Source organism: Micromonospora pisi (assembly GCF_003633685.1).
GTDB lineage: Bacteria > Actinomycetota > Actinomycetes > Mycobacteriales > Micromonosporaceae > Micromonospora_G > Micromonospora_G pisi.
Map to the genome: position 1 here is coordinate 8,266,691 of NZ_RBKT01000001.1, position 23,021 is coordinate 8,289,711.

39 protein-coding genes and 1 tRNA gene are annotated in these 23,021 nt (G+C 68.7%); all 40 read right to left on the bottom strand.

The genetic code is table 11. The features are described from left to right. Positions 1-26: 26 nt before the first annotated feature. Positions 27-103 (bottom strand) — tRNA-Met (locus BDK92_RS35950). A 61-nt stretch (positions 104-164) separates the two neighbouring features. After that, positions 165-386, bottom strand: coding sequence for a hypothetical protein (locus BDK92_RS35955; protein WP_147457244.1), 222 nt, complete (start codon positions 384-386; stop codon positions 165-167). A gap of 129 nt (positions 387-515) precedes the next feature. Further along, positions 516-827, bottom strand: a complete 312-nt coding sequence (locus tag BDK92_RS35960; RefSeq protein WP_147457245.1) for a hypothetical protein — start codon at positions 825-827, stop codon at positions 516-518. Between the two features lie 9 nt (positions 828-836). Beyond that, complete coding sequence (locus tag BDK92_RS35965; protein WP_211349487.1) at positions 837-1,043, bottom strand: hypothetical protein; 207 nt, start codon at positions 1,041-1,043, stop codon at positions 837-839. A 102-nt stretch (positions 1,044-1,145) separates the two neighbouring features. After that, on the bottom strand, positions 1,146-1,565 hold the full coding sequence (locus BDK92_RS35970; RefSeq protein WP_121160744.1) for a hypothetical protein: 420 nt from the start codon (positions 1,563-1,565) through the stop codon (positions 1,146-1,148). Beyond that, the gene (locus BDK92_RS35975; protein WP_147457246.1) at positions 1,562-2,413 is read right to left on the bottom strand and encodes a hypothetical protein; all 852 of its coding nucleotides are present in this window, start codon (positions 2,411-2,413) and stop codon (positions 1,562-1,564) included. Before BDK92_RS35975 ends, BDK92_RS35970 begins: the two co-directional genes overlap by 4 nt. Before the next feature lie 117 nt (positions 2,414-2,530). Further along, a complete protein-coding gene (locus BDK92_RS39470; RefSeq protein ID WP_170208815.1) occupies positions 2,531-2,671 on the bottom strand; it encodes a hypothetical protein in 141 nt (46 codons plus the stop codon). A gap of 5 nt (positions 2,672-2,676) precedes the next feature. Beyond that, positions 2,677-2,946, bottom strand: a complete 270-nt coding sequence (locus BDK92_RS35980; protein WP_121160746.1) for a hypothetical protein — start codon at positions 2,944-2,946, stop codon at positions 2,677-2,679. Further along, positions 2,943-3,140, bottom strand: coding sequence for a hypothetical protein (locus tag BDK92_RS35985; RefSeq protein WP_121160747.1), 198 nt, complete (start codon positions 3,138-3,140; stop codon positions 2,943-2,945). Before BDK92_RS35985 ends, BDK92_RS35980 begins: the two co-directional genes overlap by 4 nt. Before the next feature lie 8 nt (positions 3,141-3,148). Further along, a complete protein-coding gene (locus BDK92_RS35990; RefSeq protein WP_121160748.1) occupies positions 3,149-3,625 on the bottom strand; it encodes a DUF6221 family protein in 477 nt (158 codons plus the stop codon). Then, positions 3,622-4,131 (bottom strand): DUF6221 family protein, encoded by a 510-nt coding sequence (locus BDK92_RS35995; RefSeq protein ID WP_121160749.1) that lies wholly within the window; start codon positions 4,129-4,131, stop codon positions 3,622-3,624. Before BDK92_RS35995 ends, BDK92_RS35990 begins: the two co-directional genes overlap by 4 nt. Positions 4,132-4,635: 504 nt before the next feature. Further along, positions 4,636-4,935 (bottom strand): hypothetical protein, encoded by a 300-nt coding sequence (locus BDK92_RS36005; protein WP_147457247.1) that lies wholly within the window; start codon positions 4,933-4,935, stop codon positions 4,636-4,638. Positions 4,936-5,118: 183 nt separating this feature from the next. Further along, complete coding sequence (locus BDK92_RS36010) at positions 5,119-5,466, bottom strand: hypothetical protein (protein WP_121160752.1); 348 nt, start codon at positions 5,464-5,466, stop codon at positions 5,119-5,121. Continuing rightward, a complete protein-coding gene (locus BDK92_RS36015; protein WP_121160753.1) occupies positions 5,463-5,855 on the bottom strand; it encodes a hypothetical protein in 393 nt (130 codons plus the stop codon). Before BDK92_RS36015 ends, BDK92_RS36010 begins: the two co-directional genes overlap by 4 nt. Further along, positions 5,852-7,276 (bottom strand): hypothetical protein, encoded by a 1,425-nt coding sequence (locus tag BDK92_RS36020; RefSeq protein WP_121160754.1) that lies wholly within the window; start codon positions 7,274-7,276, stop codon positions 5,852-5,854. Before BDK92_RS36020 ends, BDK92_RS36015 begins: the two co-directional genes overlap by 4 nt. Before the next feature lie 81 nt (positions 7,277-7,357). Next, positions 7,358-7,597: a hypothetical protein gene (locus BDK92_RS36025; protein ID WP_121160755.1), complete on the bottom strand. Its 240-nt coding sequence runs from the start codon at positions 7,595-7,597 to the stop codon at positions 7,358-7,360. A gap of 367 nt (positions 7,598-7,964) precedes the next feature. Further along, positions 7,965-8,321, bottom strand: coding sequence for a hypothetical protein (locus BDK92_RS36030; protein ID WP_147457248.1), 357 nt, complete (start codon positions 8,319-8,321; stop codon positions 7,965-7,967). Continuing rightward, positions 8,318-8,800: a hypothetical protein gene (locus BDK92_RS36035; RefSeq protein ID WP_121160757.1), complete on the bottom strand. Its 483-nt coding sequence runs from the start codon at positions 8,798-8,800 to the stop codon at positions 8,318-8,320. Before BDK92_RS36035 ends, BDK92_RS36030 begins: the two co-directional genes overlap by 4 nt. Positions 8,801-8,802: 2 nt before the next feature. Then, on the bottom strand, positions 8,803-8,958 hold the full coding sequence (locus tag BDK92_RS38680) for a hypothetical protein (RefSeq protein WP_170208816.1): 156 nt from the start codon (positions 8,956-8,958) through the stop codon (positions 8,803-8,805). After that, positions 8,955-9,500, bottom strand: a complete 546-nt coding sequence (locus tag BDK92_RS36040) for an ADP-ribosylation factor GTPase-activating family protein (protein ID WP_121160758.1) — start codon at positions 9,498-9,500, stop codon at positions 8,955-8,957. Before BDK92_RS36040 ends, BDK92_RS38680 begins: the two co-directional genes overlap by 4 nt. Further along, positions 9,497-9,790 carry a hypothetical protein gene (locus BDK92_RS36045; protein WP_121160759.1) on the bottom strand — a complete coding sequence of 98 codons (294 nt, stop codon included), beginning with the start codon at positions 9,788-9,790 and terminating at the stop codon, positions 9,497-9,499. Before BDK92_RS36045 ends, BDK92_RS36040 begins: the two co-directional genes overlap by 4 nt. After that, positions 9,787-9,999, bottom strand: a complete 213-nt coding sequence (locus BDK92_RS36050; protein WP_121160760.1) for a hypothetical protein — start codon at positions 9,997-9,999, stop codon at positions 9,787-9,789. The genes BDK92_RS36045 and BDK92_RS36050 overlap by 4 nt, the downstream gene beginning before the upstream one ends. Next, the gene (locus tag BDK92_RS36055) at positions 9,996-10,355 is read right to left on the bottom strand and encodes a helix-turn-helix domain-containing protein (RefSeq protein WP_121160761.1); all 360 of its coding nucleotides are present in this window, start codon (positions 10,353-10,355) and stop codon (positions 9,996-9,998) included. Before BDK92_RS36055 ends, BDK92_RS36050 begins: the two co-directional genes overlap by 4 nt. After that, the gene (locus tag BDK92_RS36060) at positions 10,352-10,948 is read right to left on the bottom strand and encodes a hypothetical protein (RefSeq protein ID WP_121160762.1); all 597 of its coding nucleotides are present in this window, start codon (positions 10,946-10,948) and stop codon (positions 10,352-10,354) included. The genes BDK92_RS36055 and BDK92_RS36060 overlap by 4 nt, the downstream gene beginning before the upstream one ends. Continuing rightward, positions 10,945-11,316, bottom strand: a complete 372-nt coding sequence (locus BDK92_RS36065; RefSeq protein WP_147457250.1) for a hypothetical protein — start codon at positions 11,314-11,316, stop codon at positions 10,945-10,947. The genes BDK92_RS36060 and BDK92_RS36065 overlap by 4 nt, the downstream gene beginning before the upstream one ends. Next, positions 11,313-12,419, bottom strand: coding sequence for a dATP/dGTP pyrophosphohydrolase domain-containing protein (locus BDK92_RS39925; protein ID WP_211349488.1), 1,107 nt, complete (start codon positions 12,417-12,419; stop codon positions 11,313-11,315). The genes BDK92_RS36065 and BDK92_RS39925 overlap by 4 nt, the downstream gene beginning before the upstream one ends. Continuing rightward, positions 12,412-12,723, bottom strand: coding sequence for a hypothetical protein (locus BDK92_RS36075; protein ID WP_147457251.1), 312 nt, complete (start codon positions 12,721-12,723; stop codon positions 12,412-12,414). Before BDK92_RS36075 ends, BDK92_RS39925 begins: the two co-directional genes overlap by 8 nt. Then, a complete protein-coding gene (dnaB, locus tag BDK92_RS36080; protein WP_246017424.1) occupies positions 12,723-14,087 on the bottom strand; it encodes a replicative DNA helicase in 1,365 nt (454 codons plus the stop codon). The genes BDK92_RS36075 and dnaB overlap by 1 nt, the downstream gene beginning before the upstream one ends. After that, a complete protein-coding gene (locus tag BDK92_RS36085) occupies positions 14,084-14,539 on the bottom strand; it encodes a hypothetical protein (protein ID WP_121160765.1) in 456 nt (151 codons plus the stop codon). Before BDK92_RS36085 ends, dnaB begins: the two co-directional genes overlap by 4 nt. After that, positions 14,536-15,531, bottom strand: a complete 996-nt coding sequence (locus tag BDK92_RS36090; RefSeq protein ID WP_147457252.1) for a hypothetical protein — start codon at positions 15,529-15,531, stop codon at positions 14,536-14,538. Before BDK92_RS36090 ends, BDK92_RS36085 begins: the two co-directional genes overlap by 4 nt. 11 nt (positions 15,532-15,542) lie before the next feature. Beyond that, the gene (locus BDK92_RS36095) at positions 15,543-15,899 is read right to left on the bottom strand and encodes a hypothetical protein (RefSeq protein WP_147457253.1); all 357 of its coding nucleotides are present in this window, start codon (positions 15,897-15,899) and stop codon (positions 15,543-15,545) included. Next, positions 15,896-16,312, bottom strand: a complete 417-nt coding sequence (locus BDK92_RS36100) for a helix-turn-helix domain-containing protein (protein ID WP_121160768.1) — start codon at positions 16,310-16,312, stop codon at positions 15,896-15,898. Before BDK92_RS36100 ends, BDK92_RS36095 begins: the two co-directional genes overlap by 4 nt. Continuing rightward, positions 16,305-16,949, bottom strand: a complete 645-nt coding sequence (locus BDK92_RS36105) for a hypothetical protein (protein ID WP_121160769.1) — start codon at positions 16,947-16,949, stop codon at positions 16,305-16,307. The genes BDK92_RS36100 and BDK92_RS36105 overlap by 8 nt, the downstream gene beginning before the upstream one ends. Beyond that, on the bottom strand, positions 16,946-18,112 hold the full coding sequence (locus tag BDK92_RS36110) for a hypothetical protein (protein WP_121160770.1): 1,167 nt from the start codon (positions 18,110-18,112) through the stop codon (positions 16,946-16,948). The genes BDK92_RS36105 and BDK92_RS36110 overlap by 4 nt, the downstream gene beginning before the upstream one ends. A gap of 80 nt (positions 18,113-18,192) precedes the next feature. Then, a complete protein-coding gene (locus tag BDK92_RS36115; protein ID WP_211349489.1) occupies positions 18,193-19,710 on the bottom strand; it encodes a hypothetical protein in 1,518 nt (505 codons plus the stop codon). Between the two features lie 148 nt (positions 19,711-19,858). Beyond that, entirely contained in the window at positions 19,859-20,533 is a 675-nt protein-coding gene (locus tag BDK92_RS36120) for a hypothetical protein (RefSeq protein WP_121160771.1), read from the bottom strand. Positions 20,534-20,568: 35 nt separating this feature from the next. Further along, a complete protein-coding gene (locus BDK92_RS36125) occupies positions 20,569-20,919 on the bottom strand; it encodes an HNH endonuclease (RefSeq protein WP_170208817.1) in 351 nt (116 codons plus the stop codon). Positions 20,920-21,044: 125 nt separating this feature from the next. After that, positions 21,045-21,542, bottom strand: a complete 498-nt coding sequence (locus BDK92_RS36130) for a single-stranded DNA-binding protein (RefSeq protein WP_121160773.1) — start codon at positions 21,540-21,542, stop codon at positions 21,045-21,047. Between the two features lie 40 nt (positions 21,543-21,582). Further along, positions 21,583-22,731, bottom strand: a complete 1,149-nt coding sequence (gene dnaN / locus BDK92_RS36135; RefSeq protein ID WP_246017425.1) for a DNA polymerase III subunit beta — start codon at positions 22,729-22,731, stop codon at positions 21,583-21,585. Continuing rightward, positions 22,728-22,982, bottom strand: coding sequence for a WhiB family transcriptional regulator (locus BDK92_RS36140; protein WP_121162866.1), 255 nt, complete (start codon positions 22,980-22,982; stop codon positions 22,728-22,730). The genes dnaN and BDK92_RS36140 overlap by 4 nt, the downstream gene beginning before the upstream one ends. Positions 22,983-23,021 lie beyond the last annotated feature (39 nt).

A 23,021-nucleotide genomic window follows, 5' to 3' on the forward strand; every position in this document is an offset into this window, starting at 1 on the left:
TCCTCTCGGTCCCGCAAGGTGCCAAATGGTTGCGCTGGCAGGATTCGAACCTGCGGCCTTCTGGTTATGAGCCAGACGAGCTACCGGGCTGCTCCACAGCGCGTTGTCCCGGCCCGAGCCCTGGAGGGTTGCTCGGGCCGGAAGTGTGGGGGTGTGGTGCGTGGTCAGGCCGGGGGCTCGACCGGGGGGTTCTCGCTGCCGTCGGCGTCGCCGATCTCGGCGTCGAACGCGGCGACCTTGGCGTTCAGGGAGTCGAGGGCCGCCTGCCCGGTCTCGGTCAGGTTCTCGCGCTCCTCGGTGAGGGTGGCGAGAGCGGCGCGGACGTCTGCGATGAGGTCGTCGAGCTTGGTGGACAGCTCGTTGATCTGCTCGGCTGCGGTGGCCATGTGTTGCTCCGTTCGGTAGACGAGGAGGGGCATGAGGGCGAGCCCCTTCAGGTAGGCGAGGAGGGTTGACCACCCGGATCCGGTGTCCGGGTGGTTGCTGGGGCGGTGCACGGGGTGCCTCCCGGTGGGTTACGGGACGCTGCGGGTGGCGCGGTGCTGGTCGGCGATGGCCTGCGCCTGGTCGGGGGTGAGCCAGTGGCCGCACGGGTAGGGGGCGACGACCCCGAACGCGCGTTGCATCCGGTCGACGGGGCCGACGCAGGTTGGGCAGGTGGGGCGGCGGTCGCCGTGCTCGCGGCCGTCGAGGGAGTGGTGCACGATCACCCAGCCGATCCGCCCGTCTGAGGTGGGAACAGGTTCGGTGGTGGGCCCGCAAACGCAGGCGGCGTCTCGGTCGTGGGCGACGAGGTCGCCGACCGGCATGACGTGCACGTCGGCCACCCGGATCACCTACCCGTCGTTCGACTGGTCCTCCGCGACCTGGGATGAGGTGAGGAGGTCGGTGGCGGTCAGGATGATCGCGAGCCAGCTCAGGCCGAGGATGCCTTGGGGTTCGTCGGCGAAGACCGTGGCGGCGCTGACGGGCCAGCCGATGACGGATCCGATGAGGAGAACCCAGGCGGCGATGGTGCGGGCGCGGCGCATCCGGTTTGCCATGCCAAACCCCCGTCGGACACAGCAAAAGCCAGCCGCGACTGGGTCTACGGCTGGCTTTTGAGACACGGGTGCTCGCGCCAATCTGTATCACGATCACACGTGTTAGTGCAAGGACTGGGTCCGTTTTTGTTGGGCGCGTCGTACGGCGAGGGCTGCTTCGAGGACGGCGCCGGCCAGGTAGAGGGTTTCCTTTCCGCGTCGCCCGAACCGGGGGAGCAGGGTTTTCGACTGGTCTTCAGGGTGTTTCGCGGTCGCCCACTGCCGGATGGTGTGCGGTTGGACGTGGACGAGCTCGGCGGCCTCCGCCGTGGTGACTTCCTGTTCCGGCTCGACGAGCTGTTCCCGCTCCAACATCCAGGTCTCACCGAACTCGGCGGCAACCTCGTCGGCTTGGTCGCAGAGCCGGGTGTTCTGGGCGCGGAGGTGGGTGCGGTACATGCGGGCGATCGCCCGTGCCCGTTGGGCGGGCCCGTCGGTGGGGTTGGGCCACGCCGGGTTGATGAGCCGGTCGAAGGCGTTCACCGGTCGGCGTCCTCGGGGTCCGGGGTGTCGTTGTACTGCGGCCACCGGAGGGTGGTCAGGTACACCTGGTAGTCGTCCCAGTTGCGCCACTGGGAGCACCGGTCGCACCAGATGCGGTCGGAGTCGTCGTCCTCGTGCGGGTGGCCGGTGTCCGGGCGGTGGCGGGGTTCGGACCGGTACAGGGGCCCGTCCTTGGGGTCGTTGTCGCGGCCGTCGCAGGTCCAGCAGTCGCCGGGAACCCAGTGGGAACGTTGGGTCCAGCCGAGCATGCCGCGGGCGCGGGCCCGGAGCCGTTGGAGGTGGTGGACGGCTTCCCAGCCGGCCATGTCGGTTGGGTTGTCTTCCACACCGGACGGGAACACGGTGCGGGGTTCGAGGCGGGCGAGGGTGCCGAGGTGCGGGGCGAGCAGGTTGACGGCGCGTTGGACTGCACCGCCGTGAAGGACCCGCGCCGGCGGTGGCGGGTTCGACACGGTGGTGTGCCACGCCCCGATGATGATCGTCCGCGCCGGTGGGGTCAGCCTGCCCTGTAGGCGCAGCTCGTTGGCCCAGAGGGTGGTGACGTAGTGGATTTCCCGCTGCAACGCTTCGGGTTCGCCGCGGAGTGGCATCGGTGGGGCGGCCTTGCCGCGCGGTTGGCTGCTGATTGCCTGCGACAGGACCGGGGTCTGCAACTGCTCCAGGTCGAGGTAGTCGTAGACGAGGGTGCGGACGTCGCGGACGGCGGCGGCTAGGCACGGGTCGCAGAGGGGGCAACCATCAACCCATCCGGGATGCTTGTCGATGTTGTCGTACGACCGGCACCGGTCGCCGGTGGCGCAGTACGGGTCATTCGGGGTGGTGTTCATGCGGGTGATCTCCGTCCGCGCTGGTGGGGCTACGCTTGCGGTGATCTTCCGCACCTTGGGGGTGAGGGTGGGTCGTTGCCGGCGGTCGGGGTGGTGCCCGGCCGCCGGATCTTTGTGTCAGTCCCGGTCGACCCAGGCCAGGCCGGTGAACAGGATCGCGCCGAAGCCGGCGCCGATGATCCCGTTGACCACAGTGGGGTCACCGGCGTGGTGTGACCAGACTGCCAGCCCGAAGATCGCCCAGAACACTGCGGCCAAGGACTTCACGTGGTTGGCCCCCAGTCGTCAGGTGGTGTCAGGTTGGACTGGAGCCAGTGGTTGCATGCCCAGCAGAGGTCGAGCCACCGGTTCCCGATCTTGGTGTGGGCAATGTAGGCGACTCCAGCGGGTTCGGGGCACCGCAGGCAGTCGTGTACCTCGCCGTAGCGGCGGTACTCGATGGCCGCGGCGAGGTTCCCAGCCTTCGGTGCCGGCGGCAGGAGCGTCGGTTCCGTCTTCAACAGGTGCAGCAGGCCGTCGGCCAGTGTGGTCACGTCAACCCACCCCTGAACAGGTCGGGGTGCTCGGCGATGAACTGGTTGCCGGCGGCGTGCATGGCGGCTGCGAGCTGGTCGTGTACCCAGTCGTCGTAGCCGTCGGTGGTGGTGTCCGCGTCGGCCTGGTCGACGTGCTCGGGTGTCCAGTGGTCGACGTCGGCGACGGTGGCCGCCCAGTGAAGTCGGATCATGGTTGCGCTCACGGCTGGCCCCAGTGTTCGGCGTACCCGGCACGGCCGGCGTACGGCCGCGCATCCAGCTTGAGTAGCGCCTCGGCCCGCATCGCGTCGATCTTGTAAGCCATTCGCGCTTCCGGTCCATCGGACACCTCGGGTGGTCCCTCAAGCATGGCCAGAGCGAGGCTGATGCGCTTCCGTCGGGCGTCGACTTCGGCCAGTACCCGTTTGGGGCTGGCAAACCGGGCGATGTGTTCCGCATCGAACTCCGCGAAGTCTTCCGTCCTCACGACGTGTTGGGCTGTGTACGGAGGGCGGTCGGTCCGAACCCGGTGGTAGTCGATATGCGGCGGCGATTCGTTGTTCACGACCCGCTCCGCTACCCAGTCTTCGGGGTCATTGCCGGCGTAGCTCTCGCGGTGGTGTCGCAGGATCCGGCGGGCGACCCGCTCATCCTTGTCGACCTGTGCCAGTAGCCAAACGATCCGAGGCTCGGTCACTGCTCTCCCCAATGCTCGGTATACCCGGTTCGGGCCGAGTAGACCGGGGCCAGTGCTGTCACAACCCGGGACAGCACGGCGGCGGCAACCCGGTGAAGGTCGTCGTTGGGGTGCTGTTGCACCGCTTGCAGCGCTCCCTCGTACTTGGCGATGATCTCCCGCTTGAAGGCCACCTCCGAAAGCGTGCGCCGCGGGTCCTGGTTGGCGGCGTGCTCAAACGCCGGTATGGGTGACGGTGCGCCGGCGTAGTTGTCGTCGGGGTAGTACGTGACGACGACACCCCAGTGCCCGCCCAACACGTCCGGCGGGCGGGGCAGATCGGGGCGGAGGGCGACAAGCAGTTCCTCGTCACCGTTGACGTCCCGAAGGGCCTCCCACTCGTCGCCAGCCGGAGATGGGCGCCAGTAGCCGGCTTCGCCGACCACGGTTCCACCGGATGCGGCCAGGGCCTTCCGTTCGTCTCGATCGATCTGTGCGAGCAACCAGGTGATTCGTGGTTCGGTCATGGTGTTGCCTTCCGAATCTGTTCATCCCGAAGAAACTGCTGGCCGCAAGCGCACCGGTATTCGTCGACCTGCATCGACCAGACAAGGAAGTGCAGGCCCACTCGGCACAGACCGCGTCGTGCCCGCCAGCGGAGCAGGGGCCGGAACTCCATCTCCCGCTGGGGCTCACGGTGGAACACGGAGCGGAGTACCGGTTTCCATTGCTGCCAGGGCGCATGGACCCAGCGTTGGCGGCGGCGATCCGTGGTACCGCCCTCCCTGTTGCCGCCGATCACGGCCACACCGCCCTGATACGGATGCCGTCGCCTGCCGCGTGCCGACCCGTGTGCTCGGCAAGGCGCGTGCACACGAAGGAACCGCGAGGCGACATGGCGCCGGTGACCCGCCAGCACCGGTCGCGGCGGCGGCCAGTCGGAGTCAGGTCGGGTGGGAGAGAGTCGAAAAGCCCCCCACGCAACCCGATGGTGTCCCACGTTCGCGGGTAGTCGTCTTCGTCGTAGTAGGTCACGTCAGGTCCCCGGCGACGTGGATGGTGGACCTCGGGTTGAGGGCAGCGGCGCCGAACTGCTGCAAGGACCACCAGTGGAGGAGCCGGGCGGCCCGCCGGTCCATGGCCGCGTAGTGCGCCCTGATCTGCGCCACCTGTTCGTCGGTGAAGTCGAAACCGCCGCTGCCGACCCGGATGCCGGTGATGTGGTCGTCGTCGCTGATGTCGAGGACGGCGGCGCCGGCCGGCACAGCGGAGTCGATGTGGACGGGGATCCCCGTCGGGTCACCGAGAGGATGCCCGGACTGGCTATGCATGGTGCCGTCCTCGGAGTTGTTGAAGGCGGGCGTTCGCCTTCCTGATGCGGGCGTTCGCCGCCTCGATCCCTTCCCGTGCCGCAGCCTCCTGCCGCCGGGCTTGGACCGTGATCCGCGCCCAGTGCGCTGCCCGGAGGGCGATCGCAAGGGAAGCGAGCGCAACGACCAACCCCACCCATCCGATCACTGCGGCTCCCCGGCGGGTGGCTGCTCCAAAACGGGCGGGGACGTCTCGGTAGATGGTGCCGGTTGGTAGGTGAGCGTGTAGTAGGGGCCGTCGGTGCGGAAGCGGCGGTACAACACATCTAACGTGATCTTGACCCGGCGGTCCGGAGACGGGTACCACCGATACAGGTCTTCGTCCCCGAACCGAAACACGCTGACCTCGTCCAGATCCGCACCATGCTCCACCTCAACGTCGAACACGCCGCCCTCGTGGAGCTGCATTGCCACTTCGGAGCCATCGGCGTACCGAAGGGTGATCGTCGCTGACACCGGCGGCAGCGGAGGCTGATGCTGGTAGGTGTTCACCGGCGTTCGTCCTGTTCCCAGTAGTACCGGTACGCCCAGACACCGGCGTCATCCACGTACAAGTGGGCCTCGCGCGCGTTGTCGAACTCGATGCGGGGCAGTACGAGGCGGACACTGCGGGCGGGGCCGACAGCAGCGTGAACCACCATCCGGAACGGGCCGGTGAGGGGACGCCAGTTCTGGGCACTCCACCCCGGGTCCATCACTGTCCACGGGACATGCAGCAGCCGGTCGTCTTGGTAGCGCAGCAGAGACTTGTCCAGTGGGTCCCATTCGAGGTAGCCGGCCAGCTTGAACCGCTGGTTCAGGGGGGCGTCGTACGTGACCGGTAGCGGGGTGTCGGCGGGGGCAAGCCACCCGTCGGCCAGCGTCGCGATCGTCTGGTTCATCGGTGTCCCCTCCTGCGGGAGTCGAGTGGGGCCGGGGGCGGCCCAGTGTTGCGGTTGCGGCGGGCGCCCAACGCCCGGCGTTGGTCGTCGGTCAGCCCGCCCTCGAACCGGGTCGGCTCGGCCTGCTGCCCGGTGTGGAAGCGGTCCATGGCGGCCCGAAGTTGTTCGGCCACCGGAACAAGGGGCGCCATGCCTCCCAGGATCGCTTCGTGGACACGCCGGCCGAGTTCAGCAAGCGAGACCCTGAGGCTGGACATGTCCGGTGCGGGGAGGGCCTGGCGTTCGAACCTGATCTGCCGCGCCCGAACCACGGACATGGAGTGAAACCCCGGCGGGGGCTCGGGCTCGTTGAACCGCAGACCGTCCTCGGCGACGTGGCCGAGTTCGGTGTACCTGGTCGGGTCCGTGACGTCGCCGTCGACCGGGCCAACCCAGACCCGCCCGGTGGAAGTCTCGCGCCACACCCGCGCCGGTGGCCGGGGCTGCGGCTCTGCCCCCGGGATCTGCCGCAGCAGTTCGAGCTCCATCCGGTCCCACTCGTACTGGATCAGTGCCGCCGGGTCGACCACGGCGGTGAGGTGTCGCATCGAAAGGAGCTGGCGATGGCCGTACCGGTGCCCGTTGTTAGTGGCGGTCAGCGACAGCCGCCAGGAGTCCCACTCCGGTTCCCGCTCGGCGGCTGGCCGCAACACCGGCCCTGGGTATTCGGTGCCGCAGTGCGGGCACTCCTGGGCTGCCTCAACCCGCACCCTGAGCTCGGTGCCGAGACGTAGCCCGTACTGGGGTGCCCCGTGCCGGTTGCAGCTCATACACAACCGCCTCCACGGGTAGCCCTCCACCAGGACTGGGGCGGGCACCCAGATGGCTTGGGACGCAACCAGTGACATGCCGGGGAAGAGGTTAGAGAGGTCAAGGCTGGTCAGGGGGAGACGGTCATCGGCGACCGTGTGATCCCGGTTGGTCAGCTCCCGCTCCAGGCGGCGCCACACCTCCCCGATGCGGGTGACCAGCTCGTCTGTGACCGGATCCTGCCGGCCGCCGACATCGGCTAGGTCGGTGCCGACGTACCGGTGGCCGTCGTTGAGGCGCAGGTGCCACGCGTCGGTGCCGTCGTGTTCGAAGATCTGCGCTTGGAACCGGCCGGTGTACCACGTTTGCGACCCGAGCGGGGTCAGGCCGGTGTCATCGGCGGCGGTAACCAGGTCGGGGCGCCACCGGGCCGGCCCGTCCGGGTACTGGTAGTCGGGGTCTTCGCTGGTGTAGACCTCGCGAGGGTTGTGGGCTTGGGCGTTGTGCCACCGGGCCTGGCAGTTGGCGCTGCGGAAGTACGCGGACTCACCGTCCGGTGAGAGGGGCCGACCGCAGCCGCAGGCGCAGAGGTTGTTGATGGCGGCGTCGATCTGGTCGAGGGTGTCACTCACAGTTTCGGTCCTTTTCCCCGCAAACAGTCACATGGTTCGCATCTTGTTTGGTGTCCCGCCGGTGGGCGAATCGCACTTTGGTCACTCCGTGTGAGCGGCCTTGCGTTTGGTTTTCTTCGGTCGGGGCCACTCGAACCCGCCTGCCCGGAGGTCACGGAGCAGGTTCCGGGGGCCGCGCCAGTCCGATGACGAGTTGTGCGCAGTCGCGACCAACCGACCATCAGGGTTGTGGATCTTCCAATGTCCGGAGCCGGCCTCGGTCACCGTCCAACGGGCCCGGCGCAGCGCGGCGAACAGCTTCCGGCGGGCGCTGTCATCCATTGACTGGTCCGTCCTCTTCCGGTGCCGGGTTTTCCGGAGGGTTGGTGGTGCAGTCGGGGTGGACCAGGCCGGTCGGGTTGTGGTTCCACACTGCCGGGTCGCCGTGCATGATCACCTCAGGGCACACCTTGCACCGCGTGCGGACCCTGTTGCCGAGCCCGCCCCGGGCGCTCAACCGGTGCGGGGACACGGGGCTCACCGCAGCCACCGGCCCATCGCCCGGAGACGGCGGTGGTGCTCACGGCGGAACCGGCGGCGTGCCCGCGCAACGACGGCGGCGTGCCGAAACCACCAGTCCAGGTCGTTCACGGCCCGACCCGTCTGCACGGCTCGGCCTCGATAGGCCGCTTCCGGTACACCTCGATCATCACGCTGACACCCGAGGTTGCACCGGGGTGGGGGTCTCCAGCGAGGCTGGGCATACCCAGTTCGCTCCGCCCTCGTCCCACTCCACGAACAGGGTGACCATCCCGTGCTGGTTGGCGACCACCTGGGCAACGGTGGCGTCGTCGACCGGGCGCAGTTGGTGCGGTGACACCGGCAGGGCCGGCGCCTTGTAGGTGCCGATCCGGCCCGGTTTGCGCGCCTCCCCATGGAGGACGGGGGTGCCGGCGGGCCAGCGGCGAGCAGCGCCGCGCATCACAGCACAGGTACGGCAACGTTCACCGGGAGGGTGCGGGGCGAACAGGGCGAGACCGGCCTTGGGGTCCTCAGGGGCGCTCACAGCATCTCCCGCTGGGTGCCGGACGGGTCGATGGTGTCGGCGCAGGACGGGCACCGGGGTTCGCCGTTGATGCGTGTGATGGCTGGGTCGTGGGGGTGCGAGTCATTCGTGCGGCAGGCCACCGGGCACTGCTCCTGCTCGACCGCCTTACGCACCAGCGGGGAGTTCGGGTCAACCAACCGTCCCGCAACCCGCAGCCAGAACTGCATGCCGGCGTTCAGGCCCTCGTCGTCGTGGAACACATCGGCCAGGTCTTCGGCCAGCATGGTCCGGAGGTCTTTGCTGTGCTGCTGGTCACGGACGGTCCGGAGTGTCTGAACGGCGGCTTCGACGGCGATCCACGCGGCCCGGTGGGCGGTGTCGGCGGTCAGGTCGTCGGGGAGCCGGCGGCCGACCTCGGTCCGAAGTGCGGTATCGATGGCCGTGTAGGTTTGCCGGCCGAAGTCGGACAGGCTCGACAGGTCGGGTGCGGTGGTCATGGCTACTCCTCCGGGTTTGTGCGGCGGTTTCGGTCTTGCAACCAGGCAGCGGCGCCCCACGCGGCGAGGCCGAGCAGCTTCAGCCAGAGGTGGTTGTGGGCGAGTCCGAGGCCAACCCATATCGCTCCGCCGAGCCAGAGCAGTTCGAATCTGGTCACCGCGTCCGCCAGGCGAGTCGGTGCCACCAGCGGCGGGAAAGGATGGCCTCGGGGCCGGTCGTAACGGGGCGCGGCTCCAGGGCCACGCGTGTCGACGCAACGTGGGCCGCGCTCCCGCTGTCGGCCGGCGCCTCCTGCGAGGCGTCCACCGTTCCGAATTCGGGGCCGGTGCCCTGAAGTGACCTCCACCCCAGGCCGATCGCGCCAGGGTGGTACGCGCCGCAGGGAACGCACTGCGCCTTGCAGGTCCAGCCGCCGTCAAGCGAGACGGACACCCACTGCGGGGAGCCGCAGCGGGGGCACACCTGCGCGGTGTCCTCCGCCCGCACCTCCGCATAGGTACGCGGCGGCGGCCAGTCCAGGTCGGGTTCGCCGAGGTTGAGGTTCGGTACGGGTGCGGTTCGCTCGGCAATCCGGATCCCGACCCGACGTGCGGCCTCACGTGTTGCCTCCGATGGCCAGGTCGGGTCACCGGACGGGGTGTTCGCGTAGGTGGCGTAACCGGGCCGGGTGCGGGCGACGGCGGACGGGTCGTTGCTCATGAGCGAGTCCAGTTGGTGGTGTAGGTGACGATGGTGTGGGTCTCGATGAGCGCTGGGGCGTACAGCCGCGCTGCGATCAATTCGGCTTGATCGCGGGTGGCGGTGGTGGCCCAGACCCCGCCGTCGCCCGTTGCCACCGCCGGGGCGACGACGCGGGAGCAGCGGCAGGTGCAGTTTTCGTGCAGTTGGCAGGCGACGGGTTCGTAAGTGAGTGCCGAGGCGATGACGCGGTACTCCGTCCGCTCGGTGCGGACGCCGGGCTCGCCCATCAGCGAGAGTTGCGTGCTCATCGCCCACCCGCCAGCCACTCCGGGATGTTGACCAGTTCCTGCGGCAGACCGCAGTGGTACCAGTGCCGGCGGCGGACGCTCACCAGGTGCTCGGACTCCCACCGGGCAATGAGGGTCGGCCTGCCGTACGGGCAGCGGCACATGGTGGTCGGCAGGTCGGTCGTTGTCGTGTCGGGTGCGGTCCGGACACGGGTGCGGGTGATGGTCACGCGGACTCCTTCGAGGTGAGCTTGGCCAGGGCGTCGTGCAGGGTGGTGTCGTCGGACTGATCGGCCCAGAGCGCGGCTGCGACGACCAACTCCCGCACCTCGGCGGCGGTCAGCTCCAGCAGCGGCAGGTGGTGGTCGCCGACCAAGGCCACATGCAGCCCGACTACCTCGGCTACGTCGATGAGGGTGCCGCTGAGTACGTCTTGGTTGACCGTCTCGATTCCGGTCATCCGGCTGTGGCTGGTGCCGACCTGGGCGGCCACGTCCCGGGATGTGAAGCCGAGGGCGAGGCGGTGGGCGCGGATGCGGCGGCCGAGGGCCTTGCGCTGCTGCACGGCGCGGGGCTGGCGGTTCATACGATCTTCCGCCCGGCCGCGTCGTTGGTAACCCACTGAAGGATGCCCATGATCTGTTCGGTCGTGACCCGGTCCTTGATGGCCTTCGCCGTGCCCTCCGCTTTGCGTTCCTCCACCCACCGGGTCAGCGGCTCACCGGTCAGCCCATACGGTGGGGCAGGGACCAGTACCTCTGGCGGGCGCTCTCCGGCCTGCCAGGTGCGGATCCGCGACCGGCGGGTGGCCTCCTTGCGGGTGAACCGGCCAGCAACGCTGACGTGATGGACGTACCGGTGCCCGTCCGGTCCCCACCAGGCGTTGCGTTCGTCCGACCAGATCAGCCACGCCGGCTCGTACCCGCGACCGGTGTCGGAGCGGACGTGGGTAGCGAGCGCACGCAGGTCGGCGGCCGGGTCGACGGCCAGCGTTTCGTAGACCGCTTGCGCGGTGGCGAGCAGGTCGGCGGGCGTCTGGTGCAGGTAGCTGTAGACCCGAACCCCGTTTTGAGACGCGGAAACCTCCGGCTCGACTCCGCCGATGATTTCGAGGTCGGTGTCCGGGTGGTACCAGCAGACGCCGGTACTACCGAACGCGTGGGTGACAATGACGATCATGTGGTGGGTTCCTTTCGGTTTGGCGACCCATAGAGATAGGCGCGGGCGACCCACAGCACCGCCCGGTAGTTCCGCTCGATCCAGTCCGCGTCCACCCGGTACTCGGTGTCCTCGATTCGATCCGCCTCTTCCTCAAGCAGTTCGGCGACAGTCGTAGCGGCGGCCGGGTGCCAAGCCGCACAGTGGGCGCCCATCGGCCCGCCGAGGTAGTTGTTCACCAACCCGCCCCACTCGTCCTTCGGGACCGGCGGGATGGTGTTGTCGCCGTACGGGCGGCGGGCTTCGTCGGTGTTCGCGGCCTGCGCCCGTTCGGTCATCAGCCGGGCGGCGCTGCGCAGGATCTCGGCGTACTCCTCTGTCACGCTCACAGAGCACCCGTCCCGTCGAGCGCCCGCGCGATCTGTTGCGCCTCGGCGGTGTTCAGGTCGGCGTACGCGACGTCAGCGACGGTGAGCCGGATCGGCCGGTCCGGGTCGCCCGCCTGCCGCTCCGTCGGCCTGGTGACCCGGACGCCCCGGACGGCGACATCGGCGGGCGCCGGACTACCGGTGGCCCCGTCGGCGCCGAGCACAGCCCATGCCGCCTGGTGGCTCGCGTCGTGGGCCGGTTCCGGGTCGGCGCTGCGGTCGTGTTCGATCGCCCGGCCCGGTTCGGCGGTGCGCCAGTCCGGCCACGTCCGTCCCTCGTTACGGATCTGCTTCGCGATGATCGCGTCGATGATCGCCTGTTCCCCGTGGCCCGCTCGCCACGCCCCGTCGAGGGCGAGGATGACGACGTCGACCCACTCGCCGAGGTCTTCGGGGTCGGCCTCGATCTCGCGCAACTCCTTGCGAATGTGATCAAGTACCCCATGGGTACGAGAACCGGGGCCGAAGGTCCGCTCCGAGAACTCACGCTGGCGAGTGAGGTGCGCGGCGTCGATAACGGCACCGGTGCCCTCGGCCAGCGCCCGGTACGCCTCTACCGCCCGCTCCCGCGACACCCGGGCCAGCTTCGCGTTCTGGCGTTCGTTCTCCCGCCGGTACGCCAACCAGCCCACGAAGGTGCCGATGGCGGGCGCGGCCCCCTCGTACGCGGCACCGAGCTTGTCGGCGTGGGCTTCCCACTCCTCCGGCGGCAAGTCCAGGCCAAGCTGTTCGCGAAGGTTGTCCCGGTCGGCGGTGACCCGGTTCAACTCCGCCTGGAGCCGGACGTTCTCCCGGTTGACGCGCACCAACCCACGGGACAGCTCGCGGGCGCGGGCGTTCGCCCCACCCACGTCGGTCGGTTCAACCTCGTCCGGGTCAGGGGACATGGCGAGGTCGGCGGCCCGGATGGCGTCTTCGGCGAGCCGGTAGTACGCCTCGGCCGGCATGAGCGCCGCGTCCTCGGCGTACTGCTCGCCGCGGTCGTCGGGCCAGTCGAGCACGCGTAGGGCGGCAACAACCCGGTGTTCGGCCACGGGCGGCAAGTCGGTGGGCTGGTCAGGCATTGGTTCCTCCAGTGGGTGTCGTACGGGAGTCGCAGCGGACGCAGACCCGCCCGCCGGCGAGGTGGTCAAGAGGGCTGGCCTGGCGGTGCACGATCTGCCCGCACAGGGCGCGGACCCCGTACCGGACCTCACCGGCCACAAGGTGCAGGGTCCGGCCGGCGTCCGTGACCGCGTAGGTCCACTCCGCCGATGGGCACTGCTGGTTGGGGTGCCCGCACGGTTCCGGTAGCTCAACCGGGGTGCCGGACGGCGACCGGACCCAGGAAAGGAAGTCCCGGGCCGCCCACACCTCGCACACGTCCATCACACGATCGCCAAATCAGCGAACCGGGCCAGGTGCAACTGAGCAGCCACGGTCACCGTGTCGGTAGGCCCGTTCCTGTGCTTAGCCACTATGAAATCCGCTTCACCGGCGCGAGCGGATTCCTTGTCGTAGTAGTCGTCCCGGTGGAGCAGGATCACCACGTCAGCGTCCTGTTCGAGACTGCCCGACTCGCGAAGATCGCTCAGTTGTGGGCGCTTATCAGCCCGCTGCTCGGGGCCGCGGTTCAACTGGCAGACCGCGATGACCGGACAGCCCACCTCCTTCGCAAGAAGCTTCAACCCACGAGACAGGTCGGAAACCTCCTGCTGCCGGGACTCGGTCCGCTGCGGCGACGACACGAGTTGGAGGTAGTCCACGACGATCATTCGCAGGTCGTGGCGCTGCTTCAACCGGCGGGCCTTCGACCGGATCTCCATCAGCGACGTCGCGGCGGTGTCGTCCACGAACAGCGGCGCCTCGGCGATGTCGCCCATGCACCGGGCCAGCTTCGTCCAGTCGTCGTCGGAGAGCTGCCCGTTGCGGAGTACATGGAGCGGCACCCGTGATTCGGCGGACAACAACCGGGTGATGATCTCGACCTTGGACATTTCGAGAGAGAAGATCCCGACCGTTTGCTTCGCCCGGATCGCAGCGTTCCGGGCGAAGTCGAGAGCGGCCGTCGATTTTCCGAGTCCGGGCCTGCCGGCGACAATGATGAGCTGACCAGGGTGGAACCCATTCAGCAACCGGTCTAGGTCAATGAACCCGGTCGGCACCCCGGTCTGCAACGCGTCCTTGCTGCCAGCGGCTTCAATGTCGTCCAGCGTCGGTTGCAGCATCTCCGCCAGCGAGGCGAAATCGTCGTTGCCCTGACGGCCGGTGATGTCGTACACCGTCTGCTGGGCGAGGTCGACCATGTCGCCGAGGGTCTTCCCCGGCACACGGGTGGCGCTGTATCCGAGTTGGGTGATCCGGATTCCGGCTTCGATCATCTTCCGCTGGGTCGAGCACTCCGCCATGATCTTGGCGTAGTGGCCAACGTTCGCTGCACTCGGAACCCCGGCAATCAGGGTGTGTAGGTACGGGGCACCGCCGACCCGGATCAGGTCACCGGACTCGCGCAACGCGTGCGCCACGGTCACGGTGTCCGGTGTGCCGCCCTTCCCGTACAGGTTGATGATCGAGTCGAAGATGGTTCCGTGGCGGGGAAAGTAGAAGTCGCCTGATTTGATCATCTGGCCGACGGCGTCGATCGCATCCTGTGACAGGAGCATCGCCCCGAGGAGCGCCTGTTCCGCCTCAAGATCGTGCGGCGGGGTCCGGTCGTCCTGCCCCGCCGCCGGGGTCTCAATGGTGGCGGTCACGGAAGAACCTCGCCCTCAACCTCGTCGCCGGTCGGCCACGCCGGGCCGGGGGTGATCTCACGCAACTGGTCGAGCGGCGCGGTCTGGCCGGACCGCTGGGCCAGGTGCTTGATCACCATCGCCAGTGCCTCGCGGGCCGCCGCACCACCACGCTCGTTTCGGATCTGCCGGTCCATGTCGTCGGTCTCGAACCGGCCTGGCAAGGCTCGAACCTCGTGTTGCCCGGTCACCCGCCGCTGGTCGGTCCGGATCTGCCTGACGATCCGACGCACGTGGGCGGGCATGATCCGATCGGTGTTCTCCCGGTAGTACAGCGACACCGCGAGCTTGGCGTCCTCGAACTCGATGTCTTCCAGGTCCTGGTGCCAGGCCAGCACATCGGTGTCACCGATGTGGCGGTAGTCCCTGGTAGCGGCCAAGCCGAGAAGGATGGCGACTTCGGACCGGTTCATGCCGCACCTCGATCAAGTTCGGCGTACTTCGCGGCGAGCGCCACCGCGTCGGACATGCGGGCATCGGCAGGGGACCGGGAGGGGTTGCTGCCCGCCAGACCACCGGATTGGCGGCCCTGCCACACCCGATCCGACTGAACCCGCTGCGCCGAAAGCCGATGGAGTTGCATATCGAGGCTCACCCAGCCGCCAACAGCCATCTCCTTCGCCGCCTCAATCAGCTTCTCGGGCGGAACGTTCTCCTTCTCGATGAGCCGCTTGGCGTCGCGGGAGAATTTCCCGATGGCCCCGCTGGTGGGTGGGTCGCCGCCTGCGTCGGTGATGGCGTCGATCCACGCGGCGGTGACGTCCCGGGCGGTGACCTTGTCCGGGACAGCGACGTCCGTGCCGGGTGCGGTCGGGAACAGCGCTTCGGCTGTGGTGGCTTTGGCCGCGGTCCGCTTCGACGGCTTGGTGGTCTTCGGCTCGGCTGTGGTCGCCGGCGGCGGAGAAGAAGGAACTTCCGTAGGAAGTTCGGTCGGGTCGGGTCGGGTCGGGGGGACCGTGACTGCGGGTGCGACATCGGTGTGACTGTCGGCGTGAGTCACGTCAGCGTCACGCCGTGACGCACCCCCCGCTTGGGTGTTTTCGCCCTGATTCTGCGTTTTCGCCTTCGCTCGATCCCGCGCCCGCTGCTGCCGGGCCGCCGCCGCAGCGCGCTCCTTGAGAACCTGCTCCCTGGACGGTTGATGATCGGTCCACTGGTGAAACCGCCATCCCTCCTCGCCGTCACGCGTGACGCGCTCCCACAGACCAGACCGCTCCAACCTCGGGGTCAGGGCCTCACGGAGGCCCGGGGCGAGGTAGTCGACAACGTCATCAGGGACCCATCCGTCGGTGAGGTCATCCGACGCCCACGACCCAGCCACAGCCCACAGACCGATCGCCGCGAGCCCCTCCAGATCGAGGCCGGTACGGATGCGCTTACGGTGCTTGTGGAACCCGTCGTCCATCCGGAACCACGTCACAGGACTCGCGCCCCCTTCCGGGTGTCGCGGGAACGGGAGACAGCCGGGACCGGTGGCAGGTTCATCGGGCACAGCCAGCACCCGTCACGCCTCGGCTTCGGCTGGTACTTCAGCGGGGCCCGTGAGTTGAGCCGGGTCAGCCCGGCGGCCCACGCCACCCCGGCGACGACGCACGAGTCCCACGGGTTCAGAGCCGCAGTCTCCGCTCGGCACTGCTCCAGCACCGGGCAGTCCGACAGGCAGATGTGCCGGGCCAGCGGGTACAGGCTGCGGGTCGTCCACACATGGCTGTTCCGCTGGCACACGGCGTGCTGGCGCCACCCGGCGTCAAGGTCAATGGTTGGTGCGGTCACAGTGCGTCTCCGGTGGCGATCGTGGTGATCCGGCGGCGCCGGTACCGGGCGGGAACCCGAGTCGGGACGGCGTACAGGCGGACCGGGGGAGCGATCGGCCCTTCGACGCGGCACACCTCGCACCCTTCGGTGCGGGTCTGGTGGCGGCGGCGGGCGGTGTCGGTCCCGCAGGGCAACACATCATTCGGCCCGTACCGGGGGCCGCGAGGGGGAAGGAGTCCGTGGTCGCGGGCGTACGCGACGGCGGCCGGGCCGGAGGGCACCCGCAGGAGCGCGAACACCCTGCTGAGTTCCTGCGTGACGGCACCGGTGGTGCGGTTGGTTTTGAGGCCGATGGCGGCCCGGGTGAGCCCGTCGGCGAGGAGGTCGAGCAGGGTGAGTTGGTGGTCGGTGAGTTGCGGAATCTCAGGCATCGTTGGCCGCCTTCCGAGATCCCTTGCGCTTCCGCATCACCGTCACCAGGCGGCTAGCGTTCGCGCCGCGCCGGTCGGTACCCCACGGCCGTGACGGCACCTCGCCCTCATGCCAGTAGGACAGGAACCGGCGGCGGGCGTTCGCCAGGTGGGTGGCGTAGCAGGACAGGTCACCGAGCGCAGCCCGTGCGAGCGCATGGTCATCGAACGCGGCCAGAGCGCCAATGACCTCCCGCTGCCGTTCCGTAAGGGTGGGGAGAATCTGAGCGAGAGCCAGCCGGTCAACGATGTGGTTCTCCGGCGACGGGGTGACCCGGGTGACGTCGGTCCAGTAGGTGACGAAGTTCGGGCCTGTGCCGCTTTCGCCCCACCCCTCGTCGTTCCGGTATGCGGCGCCTCGGTAGCTGAGGGTCTTCCGGTTCTCCGTCCACAGCGAGTCCTGCGCGGCCTGGAACAGCTTGTGCTCCGGGATCCAGTGTTCGGCCTCGTACAGGCGCTCTGCGGCGGCACCGAACGCTTCGGCGTACCGGTCGTCGTAGTCGCCGGCCATCGCCCGGGTTGTTGCCGCAGCGGACCGGGCGACGCGTTGCAGGTCGGCGAGGGTGTAGCCCCATCGGAGTTCGGTGTCGGTGTTCATGCTGCCTCTCCGAAGAGGTCGAGTTGCTGGTGCTGGATGACCACCGGAGATGTGGCCGGCATCGGGTTGGTTGGCTGAGCCGGTTCGGTGTGCTCCGTGGCGGCCCAGTCCCATCCGCTCTGGGTGAAGGACTCACCCGGCAGGTCGGCGAGCTGCGGGTGGTGGTCGTCGTAGACCTGCTTGCTGGTCTTGCCGAGAAGCAGGGAGTCCGCCACGCCGATCCGGGGGATCAGGTTGCGGGGGATGGTGTCGAGCCGGATCGGCCCGGTGGTGAGCCCACCCCGTTGGGCAAGGTGCGCGGCGTACACGGTGCACCGCAAGCGAGCGACGGCCGCGGTGAGCGGGTCCAGCTCCACCCCGTCAACCGAGGCGACCACGCGGGTGAGGGCATCACCGGGGGCGGACACGATGCCGCCCGTGGCGACCAACCCGGCCTTGGCCTGGCGGGGGCGAAGGGTGCCGGTGGTGTACCACTCCCACAGGTAGTCCATGGCCCGGACCATGAAGTGCCCGGTGCCGGCGGTCGGGTCGACGGTGCGAATCAGCCGGTCGGCGCGGAAGGCGACGCACGCGGGGACCATCGTCCGGTCGAGGATGAAATCCGCCACCCACCACGGGGTTTGCGCCAACGCGTGCTCTTTGCGGCGGTCGTCGGTCACGGCCTGAAGCAGGTCCCCGATGATCCAACCGCTGATCGACGGCGGCCCGTCGATCACCTCGTAGGCGAGGGACGGTGCGTCACCGGCCCACCAATCGACCAGGTCTTGGATCGCTGCATCGGACGGGGTGCCGGCGTGCAGGTCCGGGTTGTACCGGGGGTGCATGAGCCACTGGGTAGCGGGATGCACGGTCAACCCAGCCATGGCCTGCAACAGTGCGACGCTCGGCGTCGGGTTCGGCATGTACCAGCCGGGCATTCCCTTCAGCCCGTCACGTAGCCACACGTTAATGAGCCCGTGGTCTTCAGCCCAGGCGGTGACAGCGGACAGGTACACCCACGCCCCGGCGATGCGGGTGCGGCGGGCGTGGTCGGTGTATTCGGTGCTGGCGGGCGGGATGGTGCCGGCGAGGCGGTCGACGTGCTTTCGGAGGGCTTTGACGAGCGTGTGGGTGTATTTGGTGTTGTCCACCGGGTTGCTCGTTGGGTGAGTCTCGGTCGTCATGGCAGTCACCTCCGTCGATGTTTTGGTGGGAATGGTGGAGCGCGGCCCGCCCCGTGCCGGACCGCGCCCCGTCGACCGAATCAGCCGGACTTGCAGGTTTTGTCCAGCCGGCACGCGGCCTCCGCTCCCACCCGCCGCTGTAGCTCGGCGAGCTGCACATCGGTCAGGCCGCGCAACTCGCCGGACGGCACCGGAGCAGACGCCGGGGCACCCGAGGTGTCCGCCCCGTACTGGGTGCCGACCCCGTTGCCGTTGACGCCGGCCAACGTGCCGCACCGGTACACCGACCCGTCGGCGCGCTGGAGACAGGTCGGCTTGTCGCCCTTGAGGTCCCCGGTGCCGGTTGCCCGGTACAGGACGTTCTGGCCGGTGCCGAGGGTCGCCACCCACTGGTTGCCGCCGGTGGGTATGACCTCGTACACGGTGATGGCCTGCCAGTTCGGGATGTCCTGGTAGTCGGCCTTGATCCGATCCACGATCGCCTTCGGCGACACCCACACCGGGTTCGTCTTGTGGATCGTGATCGGTGCCAGCCGTAGCCCGTTATGGCGGGCAGGCACCGTCGACACCACGGAGATCGCGGTTGCGGAACCGCGACCGGTCAGCGGGGTCACGTACACCGGCTGGCCGTCGGCCGACAGGGTGAACTCCGAGTCGTTGCCGGAGTTGACGTCGTCGTCGGGGGTCTCCCACCCGGACCGCTTGAACAGCCAGTCGAAGAACCCGCCCATTCCGGCGGTCGCTTCCCGCTGTTGGGCGGCGAGGCTCAGCGGGTACGAGGGCCCGGGGATGTTCGCCGTGTCGGTGGTGATCGTCAGGGCGCCGGTCTTGCCGTCGTACAGGGCCACCCCGGCGGGGCGCTCGGTGATCACGAACTTCCCGACCTGCCGTTTCAACGGCACCACGACCATCGGCCGGTCCCCGTTGCAGTACGCGTACACGTCGTCGCCGTTGAACCTCAGGTACCGGTCCTCCTTGGAGATTTCCCGGCCGAGGTTGCTGCCCCACCAGCCCGATACCCGGTCGGTGGCCTTGCCTTTGTCGAACGTGCACTTCTGCTCGGCGGCGCCTCGGCCTTGCAACGGGATCTGCTGCGACAGCGCCACCTCATACCCGGACAGGAACCCTCGCCGGTTGACGAGGGTGGCGTACCGGTCCTCACTGGGGAGGTAGGTGGTGCCGGCGATGTCACCGGCGGTGTCGCCCAGGTTGGGTCGGGCCTGCGCCTCGCCGACCTGGTACGGGGCGCGTGGGGCGAGGGTTGGTACCTGATCGGTGGTGACCGTGATCGCTTGTGCGTACGTCCGGTCCTGGCTGTATTGGGTGTGGAGCAGCCAGCCGATTCCGATCACGCCGCCGAGGACGAACCCGAGCGTGATGAGAGCGAACCCGCGCCCGTCGCTACCGGATCCCCCGGCGCCGGCCGCCGCTCCGCCGATCACGAACGCGATGAAGACGGCGAACGCAGCGAGCAGGGGAACCATCTTCCGGAGTTCCCACACGAAGATGGTCGAGTAGTAGGGGGCGATGGCGAACCACAGGGCGGTCAGGGCGGCCAGCACCCCGAGGGTGAGCAGGACTTTTGCGGTGCGGGTCATATGGCGGATCCTTCCGTCGGAATGCGTTGCATCGCATCTATCAAGCTACGCGACGCGGGCAATGCTGGCAAGAATATCTACCGAGTTGGGTACAGGTGTTGTGGGTGCGGCCCGAAGGGTGGTCGGGCCGCACCCACGGCTCGCACCGTCAGGCGACCGACGACAACCGGCGCGTCGACATCCGTACCGGCTGGATCGCCCCCACGAACCGCTTACCGATCCGCACGTGAGCCATCTCGTCCGGACCGGTGAACGTCCACTCCGCCTCGCCGCCGCGTTGACGCACGTCACCGAACCGGCCCAACCGGGCCCCGTTGAACGCGATCTTGCTGACCGGGCGCGCCAGGATCGGGGCGTGGAGGATCGGCCGCGGGTCCGGGAAGTCGACCACGACCCCGTTCGCCACCATTGACAGGCCGAACCCGCCGCCGGTGTCGATGCTCCGGGAGATCCGCAGCCGCCCGTCAGGGCCGTCGCCGATGTAGTCGAGCGCAACCGGAACGCTGCCCTGCTTGGTGCCGAGCTTGAACTTCTTGGTCACCTCGATGGCGGTGGCCAGGTCGATCAGGATCTTCCACGGCTCGTCGTCCCCACCGAAGTCGGGCCACAGCCCGTCCTGCGCGTCGGCGTCGCTGTCAGGGTCGTCGTCGGGGTGCCACGACGAGATACCCGCGTAGACCCGGTCGGTGGCGGCAACGTGAAGCATCTCGCCGTCCCACCGGATCTGGACGCAGTTCAGGTCGGGGACCTCTTTGTTGTCGGCGGCGAACCCGACGACGTCGTTGATGAGGCCGATCAGGTCACTGGTGCGAAGCGTGATCATGGATGTTCTCCGTTCTGGTTGATGGGGGCACTGGATCAAGAGGCCCGCTCGTTCGCGGGGACGTAGAACGGCATCAACTCGCGCCGCTTGATGTCGGCCGCCTCGGCAGCGGTCTGCTCCGAGTCGTAGGTGCCGCACATGTAGGTCTTGCCGCGAAACTTCACGCGTGCGATCCAGCGCCCCGACCGGGTTGGGTGAACGCCCCTGTACTTCGACTTCCCGCGGCCCGCGACGTTCTGACTGGACCCACTCGGATTGACCACCCGTAGGTTGGACCGCCGGTTGTCGAGCCGGTTGCCGCTGCGGTGATCGCCGATCATCCCGTCGCCGGCCGCGAGTCCGAGCACCCACCGGTGGACGACTTGGACGCGCCCGCAGTCGAACATCTGGGCGTATCCGTGCGACCCGATCGACAGTCGCCGACTGGCGAGACGGAGGTAGTCGTCCGAGTCGAGAAGTACCGGCACCGGGCCATCCTTTGTGGAGGCGTTCACCTCAACCCACGCCCGCATCAGAAGGGCGGGTTTTCGTCGAAGTTCCCGCCTGAGCCTCCCTGCGATTCCTGGTGCGCCCACGGGTCGTTCATGCTGCCGCCCTGGGCCGGGGCAGCGCCCCGGGCCTGTCCGCCACCGCCGCCACCGGAGCGGGACATCTTCTGGACGCTCGCCGTGGCGTACCGCAGCGACGGGCCGATCTCGTCGACCTCCAGTTCGATGACGGTGCGCTTCTCGCCCTCGCGGGTTTCGTAGCTGCGCTGCTTGAGTCGGCCCGAGACGATGACCCGGTCACCGCGCTTCAGTGACTCGGCGACGTGCTCGGCCGGCTGGTTCCAGACCTTGCACTGCATGAACAGGGGCTCGCCGTCCTTCCACTCGTTCGTGGTCCGGTCCATGAACCGGGGCGTGGATGCGACCCGGAAGTTCGCGACCGCCGCGCCGTTCGGGGTGAATTTGAGCTCCGGGTCATCGGTCAGGTTGCCGATGATCGTGATGGTGGTGTCTCCAGCCATGGGTGTGTCTCCTTCGTTGTTGTGGTTGGGTTTTGGCCGGTCAGCGGGTCACGCGGATCGGCATGATCAGGTACCGGTAGTGCGGGTCCGGCTCCTCGCCGGCAGACGGGGCCCCCGTCATCACGGCCGGTTTGAACGCGTCCACGAACCCGAAATGCGCCACCGACTGGTTCAGGGCCTGCAACCCCTCCACCAGGTAGTGCGGGTTGAACCCGATGGTGAGCGGGGCGCCGGTGAATCTGGTGTCCATGGCCTCGGATGCGCGGGCGTCCTCGGTACCGCCGGCCTCCACCACGAGCCCGTCCAAGCTGAAGGTCAGGAGGACTGGGGTGGTGCGTTCGGCGACCAACGCCACCCGCTGCACAACCTCGATCAGCGAGGCGACCGGCACCTGCGCATGGGCCGCGTACTCCTTCGGGAACAGGGACCGGACCGGCGGGTAGTTCTGCCCGTCGAGGAGCCGGGAGGTGAACTCGTGCCGGGGGCCGGCGATCCCCGCCACCCCCTGACCGGGGCTGGTCTGGTCCAGGGACAGGGTGACGGTGCCGCCGGCCGACGCGAAACCTTTGGCCATGCCGGCGAGCACCTTCGCCGGGATGAGGGCAGCGAGCCCGTCCGGGAGGTCGGCGGCCGGCTCCCACGGCACCTCGGCCACGGCGAGCCGGTACCGGTCGGTGGCGAGCATCGCCATGGTGTTGCCGTTCAGCTCGACCCGAACACCGGTCATCATCGGCAGGGTGTCGTCCCGGCCGGCGGCCACCGCGACCTGGGCGACCAGCCGGCCGAACGCGGCGGCGTCGATCGTCCCGGCCGGGTTCGGAATGACCGGCAGCGCCGGGTAGTCCTCCACCGGCATCGTCGGCAGGGTGAACCGGGCGCTACCGCACACCATCTCCAGGTGGGTGCCGACAGCGGTCAGCTCAACCGGTTTCGCCGGCAACGCTTTGGTGATCTCGGCGAGGAGCTTGCCCGACACCAGGACCGCGCCGGGCTGCTCGTCGGTGCGGGCGATGGTGTCGACCTGGCTGCGGGTGGACACCTCGTAGTCGAACCCGGTCACTGTGAGGGTGCCGTGCTCGATGCGGAGAAGGAGGCCGGACAGGACCGGCACCGACGGGCGGGCCGGGAGTTGCTTCGCCGCGGTGCCGACCGCTTCGGCGAGCACCTTCGGGTCGACGGTGGCCTTCACGCGGCGGCCCGTAGAACCCGGAGCCCGCCACGGCGCTTGACCGCACGGCGCTCCTCCTCGGACATGCCGCCCCACACCCCGGCGTCCTGCCCGGACTCCAGCGCCCATTGGAGGCAGGCGTCGGTGACCGTGCAGCCACGGCACACGGCCTTGGCCTGCTCGACCTGGAGCAGGGCGGGGCCGGAGGTGCCGATCGGGAAGAACAGCTCGGGGTCCTCGTCGCGGCAGGCGGAGTAGTGGCGCCAGTTCAGCCCCTTGCGCTCGGGGTCGGCGGGCTGGCCGTTGAGCTT